General features: G+C 68.4%; 13 protein-coding genes and 3 tRNA genes. 6 read left to right on the forward strand and 10 right to left on the reverse strand.

The window, feature by feature from the left end; translation table 11 throughout:
- Positions 1-2: 2 nt before the first annotated feature.
- Positions 3-680 (reverse strand): phosphatidylinositol phosphate synthase, encoded by a 678-nt coding sequence (pgsA, locus tag ACWF0M_RS09865; RefSeq protein WP_452235234.1) that lies wholly within the window; start codon positions 678-680, stop codon positions 3-5.
- A 109-nt stretch (positions 681-789) separates the two neighbouring features.
- Between pgsA and ACWF0M_RS09870 the strand changes: the two genes are divergently transcribed.
- Positions 790-1,740 carry a hypothetical protein gene (locus tag ACWF0M_RS09870; RefSeq protein ID WP_452235235.1) on the forward strand — a complete coding sequence of 317 codons (951 nt, stop codon included), beginning with the start codon at positions 790-792 and terminating at the stop codon, positions 1,738-1,740.
- 12 nt (positions 1,741-1,752) lie between these two features.
- Here ACWF0M_RS09870 and ACWF0M_RS09875 read toward each other — a convergent pair whose 3' ends face one another.
- Both ACWF0M_RS09875 and thrS read right to left on the reverse strand, forming a co-directional pair.
- Positions 1,753-2,322 (reverse strand): HIT family protein, encoded by a 570-nt coding sequence (locus ACWF0M_RS09875; RefSeq protein WP_452235236.1) that lies wholly within the window; start codon positions 2,320-2,322, stop codon positions 1,753-1,755.
- Positions 2,319-4,340, reverse strand: a complete 2,022-nt coding sequence (thrS, locus tag ACWF0M_RS09880; RefSeq protein ID WP_452235237.1) for a threonine--tRNA ligase — start codon at positions 4,338-4,340, stop codon at positions 2,319-2,321. The genes ACWF0M_RS09875 and thrS overlap by 4 nt, the downstream gene beginning before the upstream one ends.
- Positions 4,341-4,475: 135 nt before the next feature.
- On the opposite strand from thrS, the gene ACWF0M_RS09885 reads away from it, so the two are divergent.
- Positions 4,476-5,132, forward strand: coding sequence for a DedA family protein (locus tag ACWF0M_RS09885; RefSeq protein WP_452235238.1), 657 nt, complete (start codon positions 4,476-4,478; stop codon positions 5,130-5,132).
- Here ACWF0M_RS09885 and ACWF0M_RS09890 read toward each other — a convergent pair.
- The 4 genes from ACWF0M_RS09890 to ACWF0M_RS09905 all read right to left on the reverse strand — a co-directional run bounded on the left by ACWF0M_RS09890 (position 5,116) and on the right by ACWF0M_RS09905 (position 10,222).
- On the reverse strand, positions 5,116-6,663 hold the full coding sequence (locus ACWF0M_RS09890; protein WP_452235239.1) for an AAA family ATPase: 1,548 nt from the start codon (positions 6,661-6,663) through the stop codon (positions 5,116-5,118). The two genes, ACWF0M_RS09885 and ACWF0M_RS09890, sit on opposite strands and share 17 nt — an antisense overlap.
- 215 nt (positions 6,664-6,878) lie before the next feature.
- On the reverse strand, positions 6,879-7,544 hold the full coding sequence (locus ACWF0M_RS09895) for a response regulator (RefSeq protein WP_452235240.1): 666 nt from the start codon (positions 7,542-7,544) through the stop codon (positions 6,879-6,881).
- Positions 7,544-9,097, reverse strand: coding sequence for a sensor histidine kinase (locus ACWF0M_RS09900; protein ID WP_452235241.1), 1,554 nt, complete (start codon positions 9,095-9,097; stop codon positions 7,544-7,546). Before ACWF0M_RS09900 ends, ACWF0M_RS09895 begins: the two co-directional genes overlap by 1 nt.
- Before the next feature lie 48 nt (positions 9,098-9,145).
- Entirely contained in the window at positions 9,146-10,222 is a 1,077-nt protein-coding gene (locus ACWF0M_RS09905) for a GntR family transcriptional regulator (protein WP_452235242.1), read from the reverse strand.
- 94 nt (positions 10,223-10,316) lie between these two features.
- Between ACWF0M_RS09905 and ACWF0M_RS09910 the strand changes: the two genes are divergently transcribed.
- From ACWF0M_RS09910 to ACWF0M_RS09920, 3 genes are all read left to right on the forward strand, one after another.
- Positions 10,317-11,774 (forward strand): ArnT family glycosyltransferase, encoded by a 1,458-nt coding sequence (locus ACWF0M_RS09910; protein ID WP_452235243.1) that lies wholly within the window; start codon positions 10,317-10,319, stop codon positions 11,772-11,774.
- Between the two features lie 18 nt (positions 11,775-11,792).
- Entirely contained in the window at positions 11,793-12,401 is a 609-nt protein-coding gene (locus ACWF0M_RS09915) for a formylglycine-generating enzyme family protein (protein ID WP_452235244.1), read from the forward strand.
- Positions 12,402-12,514: 113 nt separating this feature from the next.
- The gene (locus ACWF0M_RS09920) at positions 12,515-13,006 is read left to right on the forward strand and encodes a GNAT family N-acetyltransferase (protein ID WP_452235245.1); all 492 of its coding nucleotides are present in this window, start codon (positions 12,515-12,517) and stop codon (positions 13,004-13,006) included.
- A 507-nt stretch (positions 13,007-13,513) separates the two neighbouring features.
- Here ACWF0M_RS09920 and ACWF0M_RS09925 read toward each other — a convergent pair.
- The 3 genes from ACWF0M_RS09925 to ACWF0M_RS09935 all read right to left on the reverse strand — a co-directional run bounded on the left by ACWF0M_RS09925 (position 13,514) and on the right by ACWF0M_RS09935 (position 13,784).
- Positions 13,514-13,585 (reverse strand) — tRNA-Val (locus tag ACWF0M_RS09925).
- A 23-nt stretch (positions 13,586-13,608) separates the two neighbouring features.
- Positions 13,609-13,679: transfer RNA gene (locus ACWF0M_RS09930), tRNA-Cys, on the reverse strand.
- Between the two features lie 32 nt (positions 13,680-13,711).
- Positions 13,712-13,784, reverse strand: a tRNA-Gly gene (locus ACWF0M_RS09935).
- A 176-nt stretch (positions 13,785-13,960) separates the two neighbouring features.
- On the opposite strand from ACWF0M_RS09935, the gene ACWF0M_RS09940 reads away from it, so the two are divergent.
- A complete protein-coding gene (locus tag ACWF0M_RS09940; protein WP_452235246.1) occupies positions 13,961-14,779 on the forward strand; it encodes an aminotransferase class IV in 819 nt (272 codons plus the stop codon).
- The last annotated feature ends 462 nt before the right edge of the window (positions 14,780-15,241 follow it).

Genomic DNA, 15,241 nt, shown 5'->3' on the forward strand with positions numbered 1-15,241 from the left:
CGTCAGTCGGTCTTCGGCCCCGAGGGCGGAGACGGCGGGGACGGCGGGGTGTCCAGGCCTGCGTTCGCCGGGTCGGCCAGGACCTGCTTACGCACCGACAGCGACCGCTGCACAACGGTGATCGTGCTCGCCGCGGCGACGTACCAGATCACGATCTCCAGCAGGATCGGCAGGTTGAACACGTCCGAGAAGAACGCGAGGATCAGCGTGAACACCAGGCGGTCCGCGCGCTCGGCGAGCCCGCCGCTCGCCTTCAGCCCGAGGCTTTCCGCCTTGGCCCGCGCGTACGACGTGACCGCGCCCATCAACAGCGCCCACAGCGTCACGGCCGCCATCAGGGTCGAGTCGCCGGCCCGCGAGTTCGCGTAGAACATCACCAAGCCGCCGTAGACCGCGCCGTCGGCGATCCGGTCCAGCGTCGAGTCGAGGAACGAGCCCCACTTCGACGACGTCCCCGACGTGCGGGCCATATGGCCGTCGATCAGGTCCGAGAAGACGAACAGGGTGATGACCAGTACGCCGATCCACAGCTGGCCGCGCGGGAAGAAGATCAGCGCCCCGGCGGACACACCGATGGTGCCCACCAGCGTGACCACGTCGGCGCTCACGCCGAGCTTGAGCAGGAGGGTGGCGATCGGCGTGATCACCTTGGTCCAGAACTGCCGGAATCTGTTAAGCATGGCGACGCGATCGTAGTTCACGCAGATGCTGATCAGGTGACAAGGCACGGGTTTCGGCCTGCGCGGGGCCTTCGCACGGGGGATGCTGGAGGGTGAGGAGGTGACCGCCATGCGTCTCGGACAGCTCGGTGGCGCGCTCGTCCTCCTGCTTGTTGCCGGCGGTTGCTCGGTCGCCCAGCGCGCGAACGGCACGGCTCCGGTCCCTCTCCCGCCCTCTGTGATCGTCCCCACCAGCATTTCTCCCCAGCAGGCCGAGGGCCTCGACGGTACGGCGGGAGCGCCCGGACCACAGGTGTGTACGGCGATCACGCGCACGCTGACCGCCCAGCTCCGGATCCCGGTGACCGCGAAGCCGAACGCCTGGAACGACGGCGGCCTCCCCGCCATGGACCTGTGCACGCTGCTCCTCGAGGACCGGCCCGTGACGATCGGGGTGAGCGCGCTGCCGAGTCAGCCGGACTCGCTCAGCCGGCTGATGAACGGCGCCGGGGGCGTCGAATCGCTGCCGGAGCTCGGACCGGAGGCTCTGATCGGCGAATCACGGCTCGTGTTCCACGCCGGCGACCGCGCGGTCCGGGTCACGCCGGCGGGTGGGATCGACCGCAGTACGGCGGACGGGATCGACCGCGTGAAGGCGGTCGCGATCGCGGTGGCCGCGCAGGACGCCGTACCCCGTAGTTTGCGACCGGCGCGGCAGTCGGACGCGACGTGTCAGCTGTCGACCTCGGCGGCCGAGCGGTTCATCCGGCTGCAGGTGCAGTTGCGGCGGGACTATCGGGTGAAGGGCGCGCTGACGTGCGTCTGGGGAACGTACGACGCGACCGTGTCGATCGTGGAGGCGTTCGACCAGCCGACGATCCCGGAAGCGCAGCGGGTGCCGCCGCCACGGTTCGCACCGATCGGGCAGCCCGGCTACTACCTCCCCGAGGCCGGCGAACTCGTCTTCCGCCAGGGCCGCCGGGTCGTCCGCGTCACCGCCCTGACCAACCCACCACGCGAGGTCACCCTGGCCGCGCTCACCAACCTCGTCGACCCGATGCTTCCTTTGTTCTTACGCTGAACTTTCTGGTCCTCAGGGCCAGGACTTCGCGAGCAGAGCGCGGGTGTCCGGGAGGAGTTGGGGCAGGACCTTCGTGTGGGCGATCGCGGGCATGAAGTTGGTGTCGCCGGCCCACCTCGGGACCACATGCTGGTGGAGGTGGGCGGCGATACCGGCGCCGGCGATCTCGCCCTGGTTCATGCCGATGTTGAAGCCGTGCGCTCCCGACACCGTGCGGACCGCCTGCATCGCCTGCTGGGTCAGCGTCGCGACGTCGGCGACCTCCGCGTCGGTCAGCTCGGTGTAGTCGGCGACGTGCCGGTACGGAACGACCATCAGGTGACCCGGGTTGTACGGGTACAGATTCAGGACGGCGTACGCCGACTCGCCGCGATGCACGATCAGCGCATCCGCGTCCGGCAGCCCCGGCAACCGGCAGAACGGGCAGCCCGCGCCGGCCTCGGAGCTGGTCGGCTTGTTCTCCCCTTCGATGTAGGCCATCCGGTGCGGCGTCCACAACCGCATGAACGGATCGGGCACCCCGACCCCGTCCTGCCGCGCCAACTCCTCAGGCGAGTACGGCGAGTCGGGGGTGTCCGTCATACCTGAACGCGCTTCTGTACGGACTCGACGATCTCGGCCACGGCGTCGGCGATCGGTACGCCGTTCTTCTGCGTGCCGTCGCGGTACCGGAAGGAGACCGAACCGGCCGACATGTCGTCGTCGCCGGCGATCAGCATGTACGGCACCTTGGCCTTCTGGGCGTTCCGGATCTTCTTCTGCATCCGGTCGTCGGACGCGTCGACCTCGACCCGGATCCCCTGCGCCTTCAGCTGCTTGGCGATCTCGAACAGGTAGTCCACGTGCCCGTCGGTGATCGGGATGCCGATCACCTGGACCGGCGCGAGCCACGGAGGGAAGGCGCCGGCGTAGTGCTCGGTCAGCACCGCGACGAACCGTTCGATCGAGCCGAACAGCGCCCGGTGGATCATCACCGGCCGCTGCCGGGAGCCGTCCGGCGCGGTGTACTCGAGCTCGAACCGCTCCGGCAGGTTGAAGTCGAGCTGGATCGTCGACATCTGCCAGGTTCGGCCGATCGCGTCCTTGGCCTGGACGGAGATCTTCGGGCCGTAGAACGCGGCGCCGCCCGGGTCCGGGACCAGGTCGAGACCGGAGCCCTCGGCAACTTCCCGGAGCGTCTCGGTGGCCTCCTCCCAGACCTCGTCGGAACCGACGAACTTGTCCGGGTTCTTGGTGGAGAGCTCGAGGTAGAAGTCGTCCAGGCCGTAGTCGGCGAGCAGGCCGAGCACGAAGTTCAGCAGGTTGCGCAGCTCGTCGCGCATCTGCTCACGGGTGCAGTAGATGTGTGCGTCGTCCTGCGTGAAGCCACGGGCGCGGGTCATGCCGTGCACGACGCCGGACTTCTCCAGCCGGTAGACCGTACCGAACTCGAACAGCCGCAGCGGCAGCTCCCGGTACGACCGGCCACGGGCCGCGAAGATCAGGTTGTGCATCGGGCAGTTCATCGGCTTCAGGTAGTAGTCCTGGCCCTGCTTGCGGATCTGCCCGTCCGCGCCGCGCTCCTCGTCCAGGTGCATGGGCGGGTACATGCCGTCGGCGTACCAGTCCAGGTGACCGGAGGTCTCGAACAGCTGGCCCTTGGTGATGTGCGGCGAGTAGACGAACTCGTAGTCGTCCTCCACGTGCCGCTGGCGCGAGTAGTCCTCCATCACCTTCCGCAGCACGCCGCCCTTCGGGTGGAACACCGCGAGGCCGGAGCCGATCTCGTCCGGGAAGCTGAACAGGTCGAGCTCGGTGCCCAGCTTGCGGTGGTCGCGCTTGGCGGCCTCCTCGAGACGGGTCAGGTACGCCTTCAGCTCGTCGCGCGACTCCCACGCGGTGCCGTAGATCCGCTGCAACTGGGGGTTCTTCTCACTCCCCCGCCAGTATGCCGCCGCCGTACGCATCAGCTTGAAGTTGCCCAGGTATCCCGTGGCGGGGACGTGCGGGCCGCGGCACAGGTCCTTCCAGGCGACGCTGTCGTCACGCCGGACGTTGTCGTAGATCGTCAGCTCGCCGCCGCCGACCTCGACGCTCGCGCCCTCGGCCGCGTCCGCCGCGGAGCCCTTGATGCCGATCAGCTCGAGCTTGTAGGGCTCTTGGGACAGCTCAGCGCGCGCGTCGTCGTCGGAGACCACTCGGCGGCTGAACCGCTGCCGCTCCTTGATGATCTGCTGCATCTTCTTCTCGAGCTTGGTCAGGTCCTCCGGCGTGAACGGCGTCGGTACGTCGAAGTCGTAGTAGAACCCGTTCTCGACCGGCGGGCCGATGCCGAGCTTGGCCTCCGGGAACAGGTCCTGCACCGCCTGCGCGAGGACGTGCGCGGTCGAGTGCCGGATGATCGCCCGGCCGTCCTCCGACGCCGCCTTGACCGGCTCGATCTCGTCGCCGTCGGCGACCACCCGGGACAGGTCCCGCAGCTCACCGTTGACCCGGGCGGCGATGGCGGAGCGGTCCTGGCCGAAGATCCCGGCGAACAGCTCCCCGATCGTCGTCGTCTCGGTCACACTCCGCTCAGCCTCGCCCTCGACGCCGATCAGGTGGACCTTGACTTCCGACACGTTCACTCCTCAGGCTCTCGACCGGCTGATTACCGGCCACGGACAGATGGTATCGACACACCTGACGAAAGTAGGGGTCGGGACCAGCCGCTCGTCCGATGTGCCGGTGGTGCCTGCATTTCTAGGTTCTTGGGTATGAGTGACGCCATCCTGCACTTCGCCGACGAACTGATGTCCTCGTGGTGGATCTACCTCGCGTTGTGGGGTTTCGCCGCGCTGGACGGGTTCTTCCCGGCGATCCCGAGCGAGACCCTGGTCGTCACCGCCGGCGTGTTCGCCGCGGCCACCGGCGAGCCGAACCTGTACGCCGTGATCGTGGTCTCGGCGATCGGCGCGTTCCTCGGCGACCACGTCTCGTACGCCCTCGGCCGCGGCGCCGGCGGCCGCCTGCTCGACCGCGTGAAACCAGGAACCAAACGCCACGCCGCCGTGCTGTGGGCGCGGCGAGCGCTGGCCGAACGCGGCGGCCTGGTCCTGGTCGTCGCCCGCTACGTCCCCGGCGGCCGTACGGCGGTCACGCTGACCATGGGCTCGGTCCGCTTCCCCCTGCGCCGCTTCACGCCGTACGCCGCCCTCGCCGCCGTCAGCTGGGGCATGTACTGCACCCTCGTCGGCTACATCGGCGGCAAGGCCTTCGAGGACAACCCGCTCAAGGGTGTCGTCCTCGGCATCGGCCTCGCCCTGGCGGTCACGGTGATCGTCGAACTGGTCCGCCACCGCCTCCGCAAGCCTGAACCTCAGGTCGAGCGTGAGCCCCAGCTCGACGCCGACGCCGTCAGCGAGGGGTGTTGAGGGCGGTGGTGATCTGTTCGGAGACTCGCGCTGCCAGGTCCAGGGCAGCGCGGCGGGTGGCGGGCTGCAGCGCGGAGTGGTCGAGCGGGCCTTCGGCGGCGACGTGCATGTCGGTCGGGATGTCGACGACGGCGGCCGCGCGGGACTCGAAGTACGGCCGGAGCTGCTTCTCGACCTCCTTGTTCACGTCGCCGGGGCCGTTCGAGACCGCGATCACCGCGCGGCGGATCAACCGCTGCGCCTCCGGGCCCTGGTTGTCGAGCTCCTCCAGCATCTGCACGGCGGCCGCGCAGGACAGGCTCTTCCACTTGATCGGGATGACGAGGGCGTCGGCCGCCTTCATCGCCTCGCGCCAGTTGCTGGAGCCCTCGTTGTTCCCGGTGTCGATCACGAGCACCTTGTAGAACCGGCTCAGCAGGCGGTGGATCTGGTCGAAGTCCTTGGCCTCGATCTGCGCGTACGTCGTGGTCGCCGACGTCAGGACGTCGTACTGACCGGCCACCTGGTGCCGCAGGTATGCCGCGACGTCGCCGAGCCGGGCGTCCGGCTGGGTCAGCATCGGCATCGCCTGCAGCATGTCCGTGACGGTCGACCGCGAGTTCGTGTCGTGGGTGCGCAGGTGCATGTTGCCGCGCAGCTCGTTGTTGTCCCACGCGACGACACCGCCACCACGGGCCTGACCGAGCGCACCGGCCAGCATCAGGGTGGTCGGCGTCTTACCCGAGCCGCCCTTCGGGTTCGCCACGACGATCGTCACCGGACGGCGGAAGGCCGTCGCAGCCGTCGCGCGTGCGATCCGCTCGGAGCGCTCCGAGCTACCCGGACGCAGCTTCAGCACGCTCCGCATACCGCGCTCGGCCGGAGCCTCCCGCGGCAGCGGCAGCGCCTGGATCAGCTCGTCGGCGCGGTACGACAGATTCTGCTGCGGCTGCTGCGCCTGCTGACCGGGGACGCCCTGCGGGAAGAAGTGCTGAGCGGCCGGCGACAGCGGCTGACCACCCTGTCCCGGCTGGGGCGCCGGAGCGGCCTGCGGAGGCTGGGCAGGCGGGAACTGCGCGCTCTGCGGCTGCGCCGCCTGGTCCTGTCCGGAGCCGTGGAACGACGAGCCACCGAACACGGGGCTGCTCTGAGTGGGCTGCTGGGCGGGCTCCTGGGCGGGCGCAGCAGTGTCGTCGGCAGCTGGCTCGGCCTCGAGAGCCGCCTCGTCGTCCTGCTCTTCCGGCTGGCTCCACGACGCCGCACCGGCGTCGGCGGCCGGCTGCGTCCACGACGGGGTCGGCGCGCTCGCCTGCGGCTGGGTCCACGGCGCCGGCTGGTCGGCGGGCTTGGCGGCCGGTCCGGACCACGAGTCGCCCGGGAACTCCTGCGAGAGCGCGTCAGCCTGCTCTTCGGTTTCCTCGACGGGTTCGGCGTCGGATGTCTGGTTAGGGTCCGGCTGAGACCAGGAGGGGGTCGGCTGCCACATTCTCCGGACCTCGGCCGCCGCCGCTTCCCGGTCCTTGTGCTGTCCGGAGTTGTGCGAGTCGGTCACGACCTGGATCCCCGATTCTGTACGAGGGGGCGGGTGGCCCCTGGAGGCTTGCTGGGTGGTCCGGAGAGGTGAGGTCCCCGGGAGCGTCCACTATCCCATGACCGGGTGTCCTCACCACGTCACCACCCGGAGCGTTCGATGACGGTTCGGCAACCAGTATCCAGGCTCGCCCAGGCCATGCGTCCCGGTGACCCCAAGCGGCCAGATCCGCTCTCTCAGCCGGTCACCAGACCGGCTTCGTAGGCGACGATCGCCGCCTGGACCCGGTTCTTCACGCCCAGCCGCAGCAACACGGCGCTGACATAGGCCTTCACGGTCCCCTCGACGAGATACAGCCGACCGGCGATCTCGGCGTTCGACAGGCCGGCACCGACCAGTCCGAGCACCTCCAGCTCCCGGGGCGTCAGTACGGCGACCTGCTCCTTGGCGGCCGCCGCACGCGCCATCGAACCGCCGCCCGACCCGGCGCTCAGCTCGGCGATCACCCGCTGCGCGACCTTCGGGGACAGGTAGGCGGCGCCCTCGGCCACTGCCTTCAGCCCCGCGATCAGCTCCCGCGGGTCGCCGGACTTCAGCAGGAACCCGCTCGCGCCGTCGCCGAGCGCACGGGCGATGTAGGCGTCCTCCGAGAACGTCGTGAGGATGACGACAGCTGTGTCCGGGACAGTCCGCCGGATCTCTGCGCCGGCAGCGAGTCCGTCCATCCGCGGCATCCGGATGTCCAGTACGGCGACGTCCGGCCGGTGCCGCCGTGCCGCCTCCACGGCATCCACGCCGTCGGCTGCCTCGGCAACGACCTCGATCTCGTCGTCGGTGGCGAGGATCGCGCGGACACCGGCCCGCACCATCGTCTCGTCGTCGGCGAGCATCACCCTGATCATCAGTTGCCTTCCGGTGTCGGTGGGACAGAACCGCTCTGTACGACGGTCTTGGCGACCAGTGCGCCGTCCGCGAAGCACAGCCGGTACACGTAGTTGCTCGAGAACGGAGCGGCCGGCCGGTAGTACCGGCAGCTCCAGCCGGCCGGTGGCTGGTAGCCCTCCCCCGGCGGGTCGATCATCTGCATCCGGGGCAGCACCTTCGCCACCTCTGCCTCGGACTGGCCGATGGCGAGTCCGTTGTACTGCGCGGGTCGCAGGATCGCGCTGTAGCCGGCGACGAGGTAGTAGCCAAGGGCAACCGCGCCGACCACCGCACCTAGTAGTACAGGCGCGGCAATGGCAGTGATCAGGCCACGCTGTGCGCTCCGCCGTACCGTGGCTCGTTCCACCGCGGCAGTCGGCGGCTCTGGTCGACCACCTGCGCGCGGCATGGTGGCGGTGACCTGGAAACCACCATCTGGTCGTGGACCCGCAGCGAACGAGCCGCCAGCGAGCCGGACGCGTTCACGCAGGCCGTCGAGCCCACGGCCTCCTGACGGGGTGTCCACCGGCTGACGCGCCCCGGTGTCGACAACCTCCACGTGTACGTCGTCCTGGTGCGTAGACACGCTGACTGTCACGGACGCGCCAGGTGCGTGTTTGCTCGCGTTGGTCAACGACTCCTGCACCACACGGTGCACGGCCCGGTCCACCATCGGCGCCAGTACGCCGGTGACGTCCTCGGTCAGCTGCACCGCCAGACAGGACTCAGCAGCTCGCTCCACCAACGCACGCACGGTTTCGTCGTGCGGAACGGTCGGTGCATCCTGATCACGCAGTACGCCGACGATCTCGCCGAGCCGCTCCGTCGCTGTGGCAGCTGACTCGCGTAGCGCACCGGCGGCGCGTCGGTGCTCCTCCGGGAGGGACGGGTCGAGTTCGAGGGCTGCTGCGCGCAGTGCGATCAGGCTGAGCTCGTGACCGACCGAATCGTGCATGTCCTCGGCGATCCGGGACCTCTCACGCAGGCGCTCCTGGTCGATCTCCATCCGCTGCTCGCGCTCGATCCGCTCGGCGCGCTCCCAGCCCGCGGTCGCCAGCAACGCCTGCTGCGCGCGGTAGCGGCCGATGAGCCAGGGCAGCACGACCAGCAGTAGTGCGAGCAGAAGCAACAGGAGCCACGTCAGCACCGCCTCTGTCGCCTGAGCTCCCCTACGCATCGTCAGAGCGAGCAGGAGCATCCCGAGCAGCGACCAACTGCACAGGAGGACGAACTGCTTGAGCTGCGTCTCCCGTCGTCCGGCCAGGTAGCTCAGCAGGCTGATCGCGGGTACCAGGGCGATCTGCACGCCATTCGTCGTACCGAGCGCGAAGGCGAGGACAACGATCTCCGTCCACGCCACGACGCCGAGAGCCACCAGTGGCCACCTGCGTCGCGCTACGACCGCAAACGCCAGTACGGCGAGGCAGACAGCACGGAACCAGTACGGGTCGTGCCGTGCACCACTCTCCGCGAGCATCAGGAGGCTCAGCGCGGCCCACAGACCCACGTCCCCCAGGCGCCGCCACTTCATGGTCGTAGACGCTACACAGTCGCAGTGCGCGCGCCGTACTGCCGAAAGTCAGGTCTCGGCGTCGATCAGCTCGAACGGGACGTAAGACAGGTTCGGCACCTGCTCGCTGCGTAGCTGTGCCAGTAGGAGGTCCACAGCACGTCGGCCCATCTCCGTCTGGTTCTGCCGGACGTGCAGGTACGGCGGTCCGCCGATGGAGTCACCCGGTGAGTCGAAGCACGCCACCACATGGTCGCCGCCGCCCAGCGCCCGGTCGACCATACGGGCCAGGTTGTACTCACAGGCGAAGTACGCCGTCACCTCGGGTCTCTGGTCACGGAACACCCGGATGGCGTCCATATCCGCTCGGACGCTCTCGGTGCTGGTCGACCCGGGCAGCGTGCTGCGCAGGTTGATCAGCTCGTGCGGCTGACCGCGTTCAGCGAAGGCGGACCGGAAGCCCTCGAGGCGATCCTCGATGGAGGACGTGTTCACCGGTGGCGGCGACACGAAGGCGATGTGTTCGTGCCCCTGGTCGAGCAGCCGCTCCGTGAGTGCCCGAGCGGCGGCCACGTTGTCGGTCAGGACGGCGGACACCGGGATACCGGAGAGATGACGGTCAACCAGGACCACGGGGAAGCCGTCGAGCACCTGCCGCAGCAGGCTGGCGTTGTAGAAGTCGCCGTACACCGGGAACACGATCAGACCGTCCACTGTGGCCACCAGCGAGTCGACAGCCTTCTCCTCGTCGGTCTGACGCCCATGGGTACGCCGTACCACCAGATGTGCGCCGTTCTCCGCGCAGCGCTCCTCGATCGTGTTGAGGAGGTCCAGCCCGAACGCCTCCGACATCGACGGCACGATGTACGCGATCGACCGCGCGTCGCGCCGTGGGTTCGAACGGAGCGGAAGTGTCAGATCGGTGAGGTCCGGGAGCCGGCGTACGACGAACGTCCCTTTGCCGCGGATGCGCTCCACCAGACCGGCTTCCCGCAGTACCTCCAAGGCGCGCTTGGACGTGATCCGGCTGACCGCGAACTGCGCCGCCAGCTCCATCTCCGACGGGACCCGATCGCCCGGCCGCAGCGCACCCCGGCGGAGCTGCTCCAGCACGTGAGCACAGATCCGCTCGTACAGCAGGGCCACGGCAGATGTCCCCTCGGGAGTTGTCCGGTTGACATATCAAATCATCTCGCGGCGACGTCTAGTGACGCACCGGTCAGGCTGAGACCATTCCGCCATGATCCGCCCATCGGTGGCTGCGTTCGCGGCCCGTCCCGTCATCGCCGTCGCACTGGTCGGTGGTGCGGTGCTGACCGCGCTGTCCGGACGCTACGGCTACCACCGCGACGAGCTGTACTTCCTGGTCGCCGGACGGCACCTCAGCTGGGGGTACGTCGACCAGCCGCCGCTGACCCCGTTCGTCGCGCGTGTCTCGACTGCTGTCTTCGGTGACACGGTGATGGGGCTGCGGGTGCTGTCGACGCTGAGCACGGTCGCCACGATCGTTGTCGTCGCCCTACTCGCCCGAGAGTTCGGCAGCGAACGGCGCGGACAGGTCCTGGCGGCTGTCTGCGCCGCAGTCTCCGGCTTCGTGCTCGGAGTCGGGCACATGGTCTCCACGGCGACGTACGACCTGCTGGCCTGGATGCTGATCGGTCTGTTCGCGGTGAAGCTGCTGCGGACCGGCGACGGCCGCTGGTGGCTCGCGCTCGGGCTGACGGCCGGGATCGCCTTGGAGAACAAGTACCTCGTCATACTGCCTGTCGGTGCGCTGCTCATCTCGCTGCTGATCGTGGGACCGCGCGAGGTGCTGCGGTCCTGGTGGCTGCTCGCGGGCGTCGCGGTCGCGGGTCTGATCGCGTTGCCGAACGTGCTCTGGCAATTCCAGCACGACTGGCCGCAGCTCACGGTCGCGAGCGGTATCAGCCAGGACGACGGCACCGAGAACCGGATCATGTTCATCCCGCTCCAGCTCTTGCAGCTGTCACCGGTTCTGGTCCCGGTGTGGGTGGCCGGCTTCCTGCGGATCGGGCGGCAGCTCCACTGGGCCCGTTCGGTTGCGCTGGCGTATCCGTTGTTGTGCGTTGTCGTGCTCGTGACCGGCGGGAAGTCGTACTACGCGCTACCGCTGCTGCTCGTTCTCGTGGCGGCCGGTTGCGAGCCGACCTTGCGCTGGGTCGACCGTAATCGAACCCAGGCGGTCGTCGCTCTCGTGCTGACTGCCGTGACGTCTGCCGCGTTCACACTGCCGGTCCTCCCGGCCTCAGCAGCCGACTTCGTGATCCCGGTGAACAAGGAGCAGGGCGAGCAGATCGGGTGGCCGGCGTTCGCGGCATCGGTCGCGAGTGCGTGGGGCCAGATTCCATCTGCGGACCGAGCGACTCTCTTCACCGGCAACTACGGTGAGGCCGGAGCACTCGTGCGCTACGGACCCGCGCTCGGCCTGCCAACGCCGTACTCCTCGCACATGAGCTTCTGGGACTGGGCACGCCCGCCGGACACCAACACCGGCGCGGTGCTGCTCGTCGAGATCGAACGGAACCGAGGCTTCGAGTCGTACTTCAAGGACTGCAACCAGGTCGGCACGGTGGACAGCATCGTCTCGAACGACGAGGACGGCACCGCCTTGGTCCTGTGCGCCGGACCTGCGGACGCGTGGTCCACCTTGTGGCCGAAGATCCGGCAGTTCTACTGATGCCCTTACGGTTGCACGGTGCTCGACCTCGTTGACCTTCCTGCCGGACTTTTGTTCTTGCGCGACGACCGGGTCGGCAAACGGTGGCACGTGAACCTGCCTGCCTTCCGTCTGGCCCGCTACCCGGTGACGCAGGCCGGACTGCCGCTCGCGGGCGTGAGCTGGTACGACGCGGTTGCCCTGTGCAACCAGTTGTCGTCGGAGGCGGATCTGCCCGTGGCGTACACGATCTCGGGAGAGCAGGTGGACTGGGACCCCGCGTCCCCCGGGTACCGGCTGCCCACCGAGGCCGAGTGGCAGTACGCGTGCACCGCCGGCACGCCCGGCTATCGCTACGGCCCGCTCGACGAGATCGCCTGGTACGCCGAGAACTCCGACGGCCATCCACATCCCGTCGGCCTGCGAACTCCGAACGTGTGGGGGCTGCACGACATGCTCGGCAACGTGTGGGAGTGGTGCTGGGATCTGTACGACCCGGAAACCTACGGCCCGTACCGCATCTTCCGCGGCGGCGGTTTCGCGGACGGAGAACGCTCCCTGGGCTCTACCGTCCGACGACGATCCCATCCAACCTTCGCAATCGAGGACCTCGGTTTCCGGATCGCACAGTCAGTCGTCCCCGCATGACTTCAGCATCCTCCTGTGTTGTTTGATGCTGACCATACAGCTGTTTGCCTGGCGTCGAACTCTTTACCGATATCCGGTCGCGTTCGGACGAGGTCCGCGGCTAGCTTGCCGAGATGGAGCTGCCACTCATCACCCGCAGGCTGGCGCTCCGCCGGCCGATCGAATCCGACTTCCAGACCCTCTGCGAACTCTGGACCGACCCGCGCGTCGCCCGCTTCATGGACGACTTCGGCCCCCGCGACGAACCGGGCGTCCGCGAATGGCTGGACCTCCACACCAGCGGCACCAACCGAGACGGCACCCACCTCCAGCTCATCCTCACCCGCCGAACCGACGCCACCCCCGTCGGCTACCTAGGCCTCGGCGCCAGCAACGACCCCACCGCCGACTGGAGCTTCGGCTACGCCATCCACCCCAACCACCGAACCCACGGCTACGCCACCGAAGCCCTGACCGCCGCCCTAACCCACCTAGACATGACGGTCTGGGGCGAATGCCACCCCACCAACAACGCCTCAGCCCACGTAATGCAATCCGCCGGCATGCAAGAACTACCCCCCACCACCAACCGCCGCTTCCTCCACACCCCCAACCACCACAGGTAACCAACCACCTCCCCCACCAACCAACCGAAGCGCTCCGCCGACGGAGCAACTGGTCGTGTGGTGAGCCGACCCGCGCCGGCGAACGCATCACCCAAGCCAGCCTCCGCAAGCGCACCGCGTGAAGACGACCAGCTAAAGCGGTTGGTCGTTTGGGACCGCCTAACCCAACCCCCGCAGCCGAGCGAAGCGAAGGCGTCTGCCTGCCGGGCGATCAGTGCGTGTGAGCGACGTACATACCCAACCGGCGCTGGTGAGTGGACTGCCCTGGCCAACCACCGCGGCCGAGCCAAGCGAAGGGGTCCGGCGCGTGGTGAGGGACGTGCGAACCTGACCCGCGCGCCCGAGCTGACCGCCCAACCCAACCACCGAAGCCGAGCGAAGCGAAGGCGCAAGGGGGTGCGGGTGGCGGAGCCCCCGCCGCGCGGCAAGCGAAGCGCAGCCGCACAAATGACGAAGGCGAGGCGGCCAGCGCAGGACCTGCGCGGCACACCTCGCCTATCGCCTTCGTGGACGATACTGGGATCGAACCAGTGACCTCTTCCGTGTCAGGGAAGCGCGCTACCGCTGCGCCAATCGTCCAAGGGAACCTGGTGGGGTTCTCGAGGTGGAGACGGGATTCGAACCCGTGTACACGGCTTTGCAGGCCGTTGCCTCGCCTCTCGGCCACTCCACCACTGAGAAAGCTGGCCTGCCGAACCCTCTCCGAGCGGACGACCGGGTTCGAACCGGCGACCTCAACCTTGGCAAGGTTGCGCTCTACCAACTGAGCTACGTCCGCAGTGCGACCGACTTTTCTACGTCTCCGGCGCGAGAAGAACATTAGCCCATCTCCGCCCCAGTTCAAAAACCGGGGTCTCCGGTACGTCGACGTACCGTCATCAACTGCTCACCTTCGGACTCCCGCGCGTACCGGGATCACCTGCGCACTAAGGTGTTCCGCGGAAGGAGCACGACATGCGTATCTGGCTCAACGGTGCCCTGCTGGACGACGAGGCGACGGTCTCGCCGCTGGACCACGGGCTGACCACCGGTGACGGCGTTTTCGAGACGATCAAGATCGAGAGCGGCCGCCCGTTCGCGGTACGCCGGCATCTCGATCGGCTCGTCCGCTCGGCGGTCGGACTCGGCCTCTCGACGCCGGACGTCGCGGCGATCGAGGCCGGTATCGACGCGGTGGTCGCGGCCGATCCTGGCATCCCGTTCGGTCGGCTGCGGATCACGTACACGGGCGGTGTCTCTCCGCTGTCGTCGGACCGCGGCACCTCCGGCCCGACCGTCCTGATCGCAACGCAGGAGATCAAGCGCCCGTCCCCCACGTCCACGATCGTCACGGTCCCGTGGGTACGCAACGAACGCAGCGCAGTCGCCGGCCTCAAGACGACGTCGTACGCCGAGAACGTCCGCGCCCTCGCGTACGCGAAGGAACGCGGCGGCAGCGAGGCGATCTTCGCCAACACGATCGGCAACCTCAGCGAAGGCACCGGCTCGAACATCTTCTGCGTGTACGACGGTGAACTCGTCGCCCCGACGCTCGAATCCGGCGCACTGGCGGGCGTGACCCGCGGCCTCGTCCTCGAATGGTTCGGCGGCATCGAACGCGACGTACCCCTGGAGCAACTGTTCGAAGCCGAGGAGATCTTCCTCACATCAACAACGCGTGACGTCCAGGCGATCCAGCGTGTCGACGACCACGACCTCCCGGCCCCCGGCACCATCACCGCCCAGGTAGCCAAAATCTTCACCGAACGCTCCACCCAAAACCCCAACCCGTAACCAACGCCCCTTTCCGGAACATATTCGCCCCCAGCCGCACAAAAAGTTCCGGAAAGACCACCCACCCGCGGCCCACCCCGCCAGTTCGCGCCGGCCCGCGCCGACGTCCCGGAAAGCGCACCCTCGCGCCACCCTCGCCGAACCGCCACCCCCGCCGGCTCGCGCACCCCGCCCGAACCGCGCTGACGTCCCGGAAACAGCACCACCCCGCGCCATCCCGCCGAACCGCGCTGACGTCCCGGAAAGTGCACCAGCCCGAGCTGACACCGCCGTGCAGCGCCACGACGCGACCACCGAGCGGGTCCCCCGCGGAGCCGTCGACATCCACGAACCCGCCCACCGCCGCCAACCCCGTTCCAACGCGAACGGATATCCCGTCGTGTTGGGGGTTCTCCCCTCGTACACCAACAGATAACCCCCAACACCAGGGGATATCCGTTCGCGTTGTCAGGCGACGCCGAC

The sequence above is a fragment of the Kribbella sp. NPDC055110 genome, assembly GCF_053607525.1.

Excerpts from the sequence above, each read along its gene's own strand:
- pgsA (WP_452235234.1), bottom strand. The coding sequence starts at position 680 with ATGCTTAACAGATTCCGGCAGTTCTGGACCAAGGTGATCACGCCGATC.
- ACWF0M_RS09870 (WP_452235235.1), top strand. The coding sequence starts at position 790 with ATGCGTCTCGGACAGCTCGGTGGCGCGCTCGTCCTCCTGCTTGTTGCC.
- ACWF0M_RS09875 (WP_452235236.1), bottom strand. The coding sequence starts at position 2,322 with ATGACGGACACCCCCGACTCGCCGTACTCGCCTGAGGAGTTGGCGCGG.
- ACWF0M_RS09885 (WP_452235238.1), top strand. The coding sequence starts at position 4,476 with ATGAGTGACGCCATCCTGCACTTCGCCGACGAACTGATGTCCTCGTGG.
- ACWF0M_RS09895 (WP_452235240.1), bottom strand. The coding sequence starts at position 7,544 with ATGATCAGGGTGATGCTCGCCGACGACGAGACGATGGTGCGGGCCGGT.
- ACWF0M_RS09900 (WP_452235241.1), bottom strand. The coding sequence starts at position 9,097 with ATGAAGTGGCGGCGCCTGGGGGACGTGGGTCTGTGGGCCGCGCTGAGC.
- ACWF0M_RS09910 (WP_452235243.1), top strand. The coding sequence starts at position 10,317 with ATGATCCGCCCATCGGTGGCTGCGTTCGCGGCCCGTCCCGTCATCGCC.
- ACWF0M_RS09920 (WP_452235245.1), top strand. The coding sequence starts at position 12,515 with ATGGAGCTGCCACTCATCACCCGCAGGCTGGCGCTCCGCCGGCCGATC.
- ACWF0M_RS09940 (WP_452235246.1), top strand. The coding sequence starts at position 13,961 with ATGCGTATCTGGCTCAACGGTGCCCTGCTGGACGACGAGGCGACGGTC.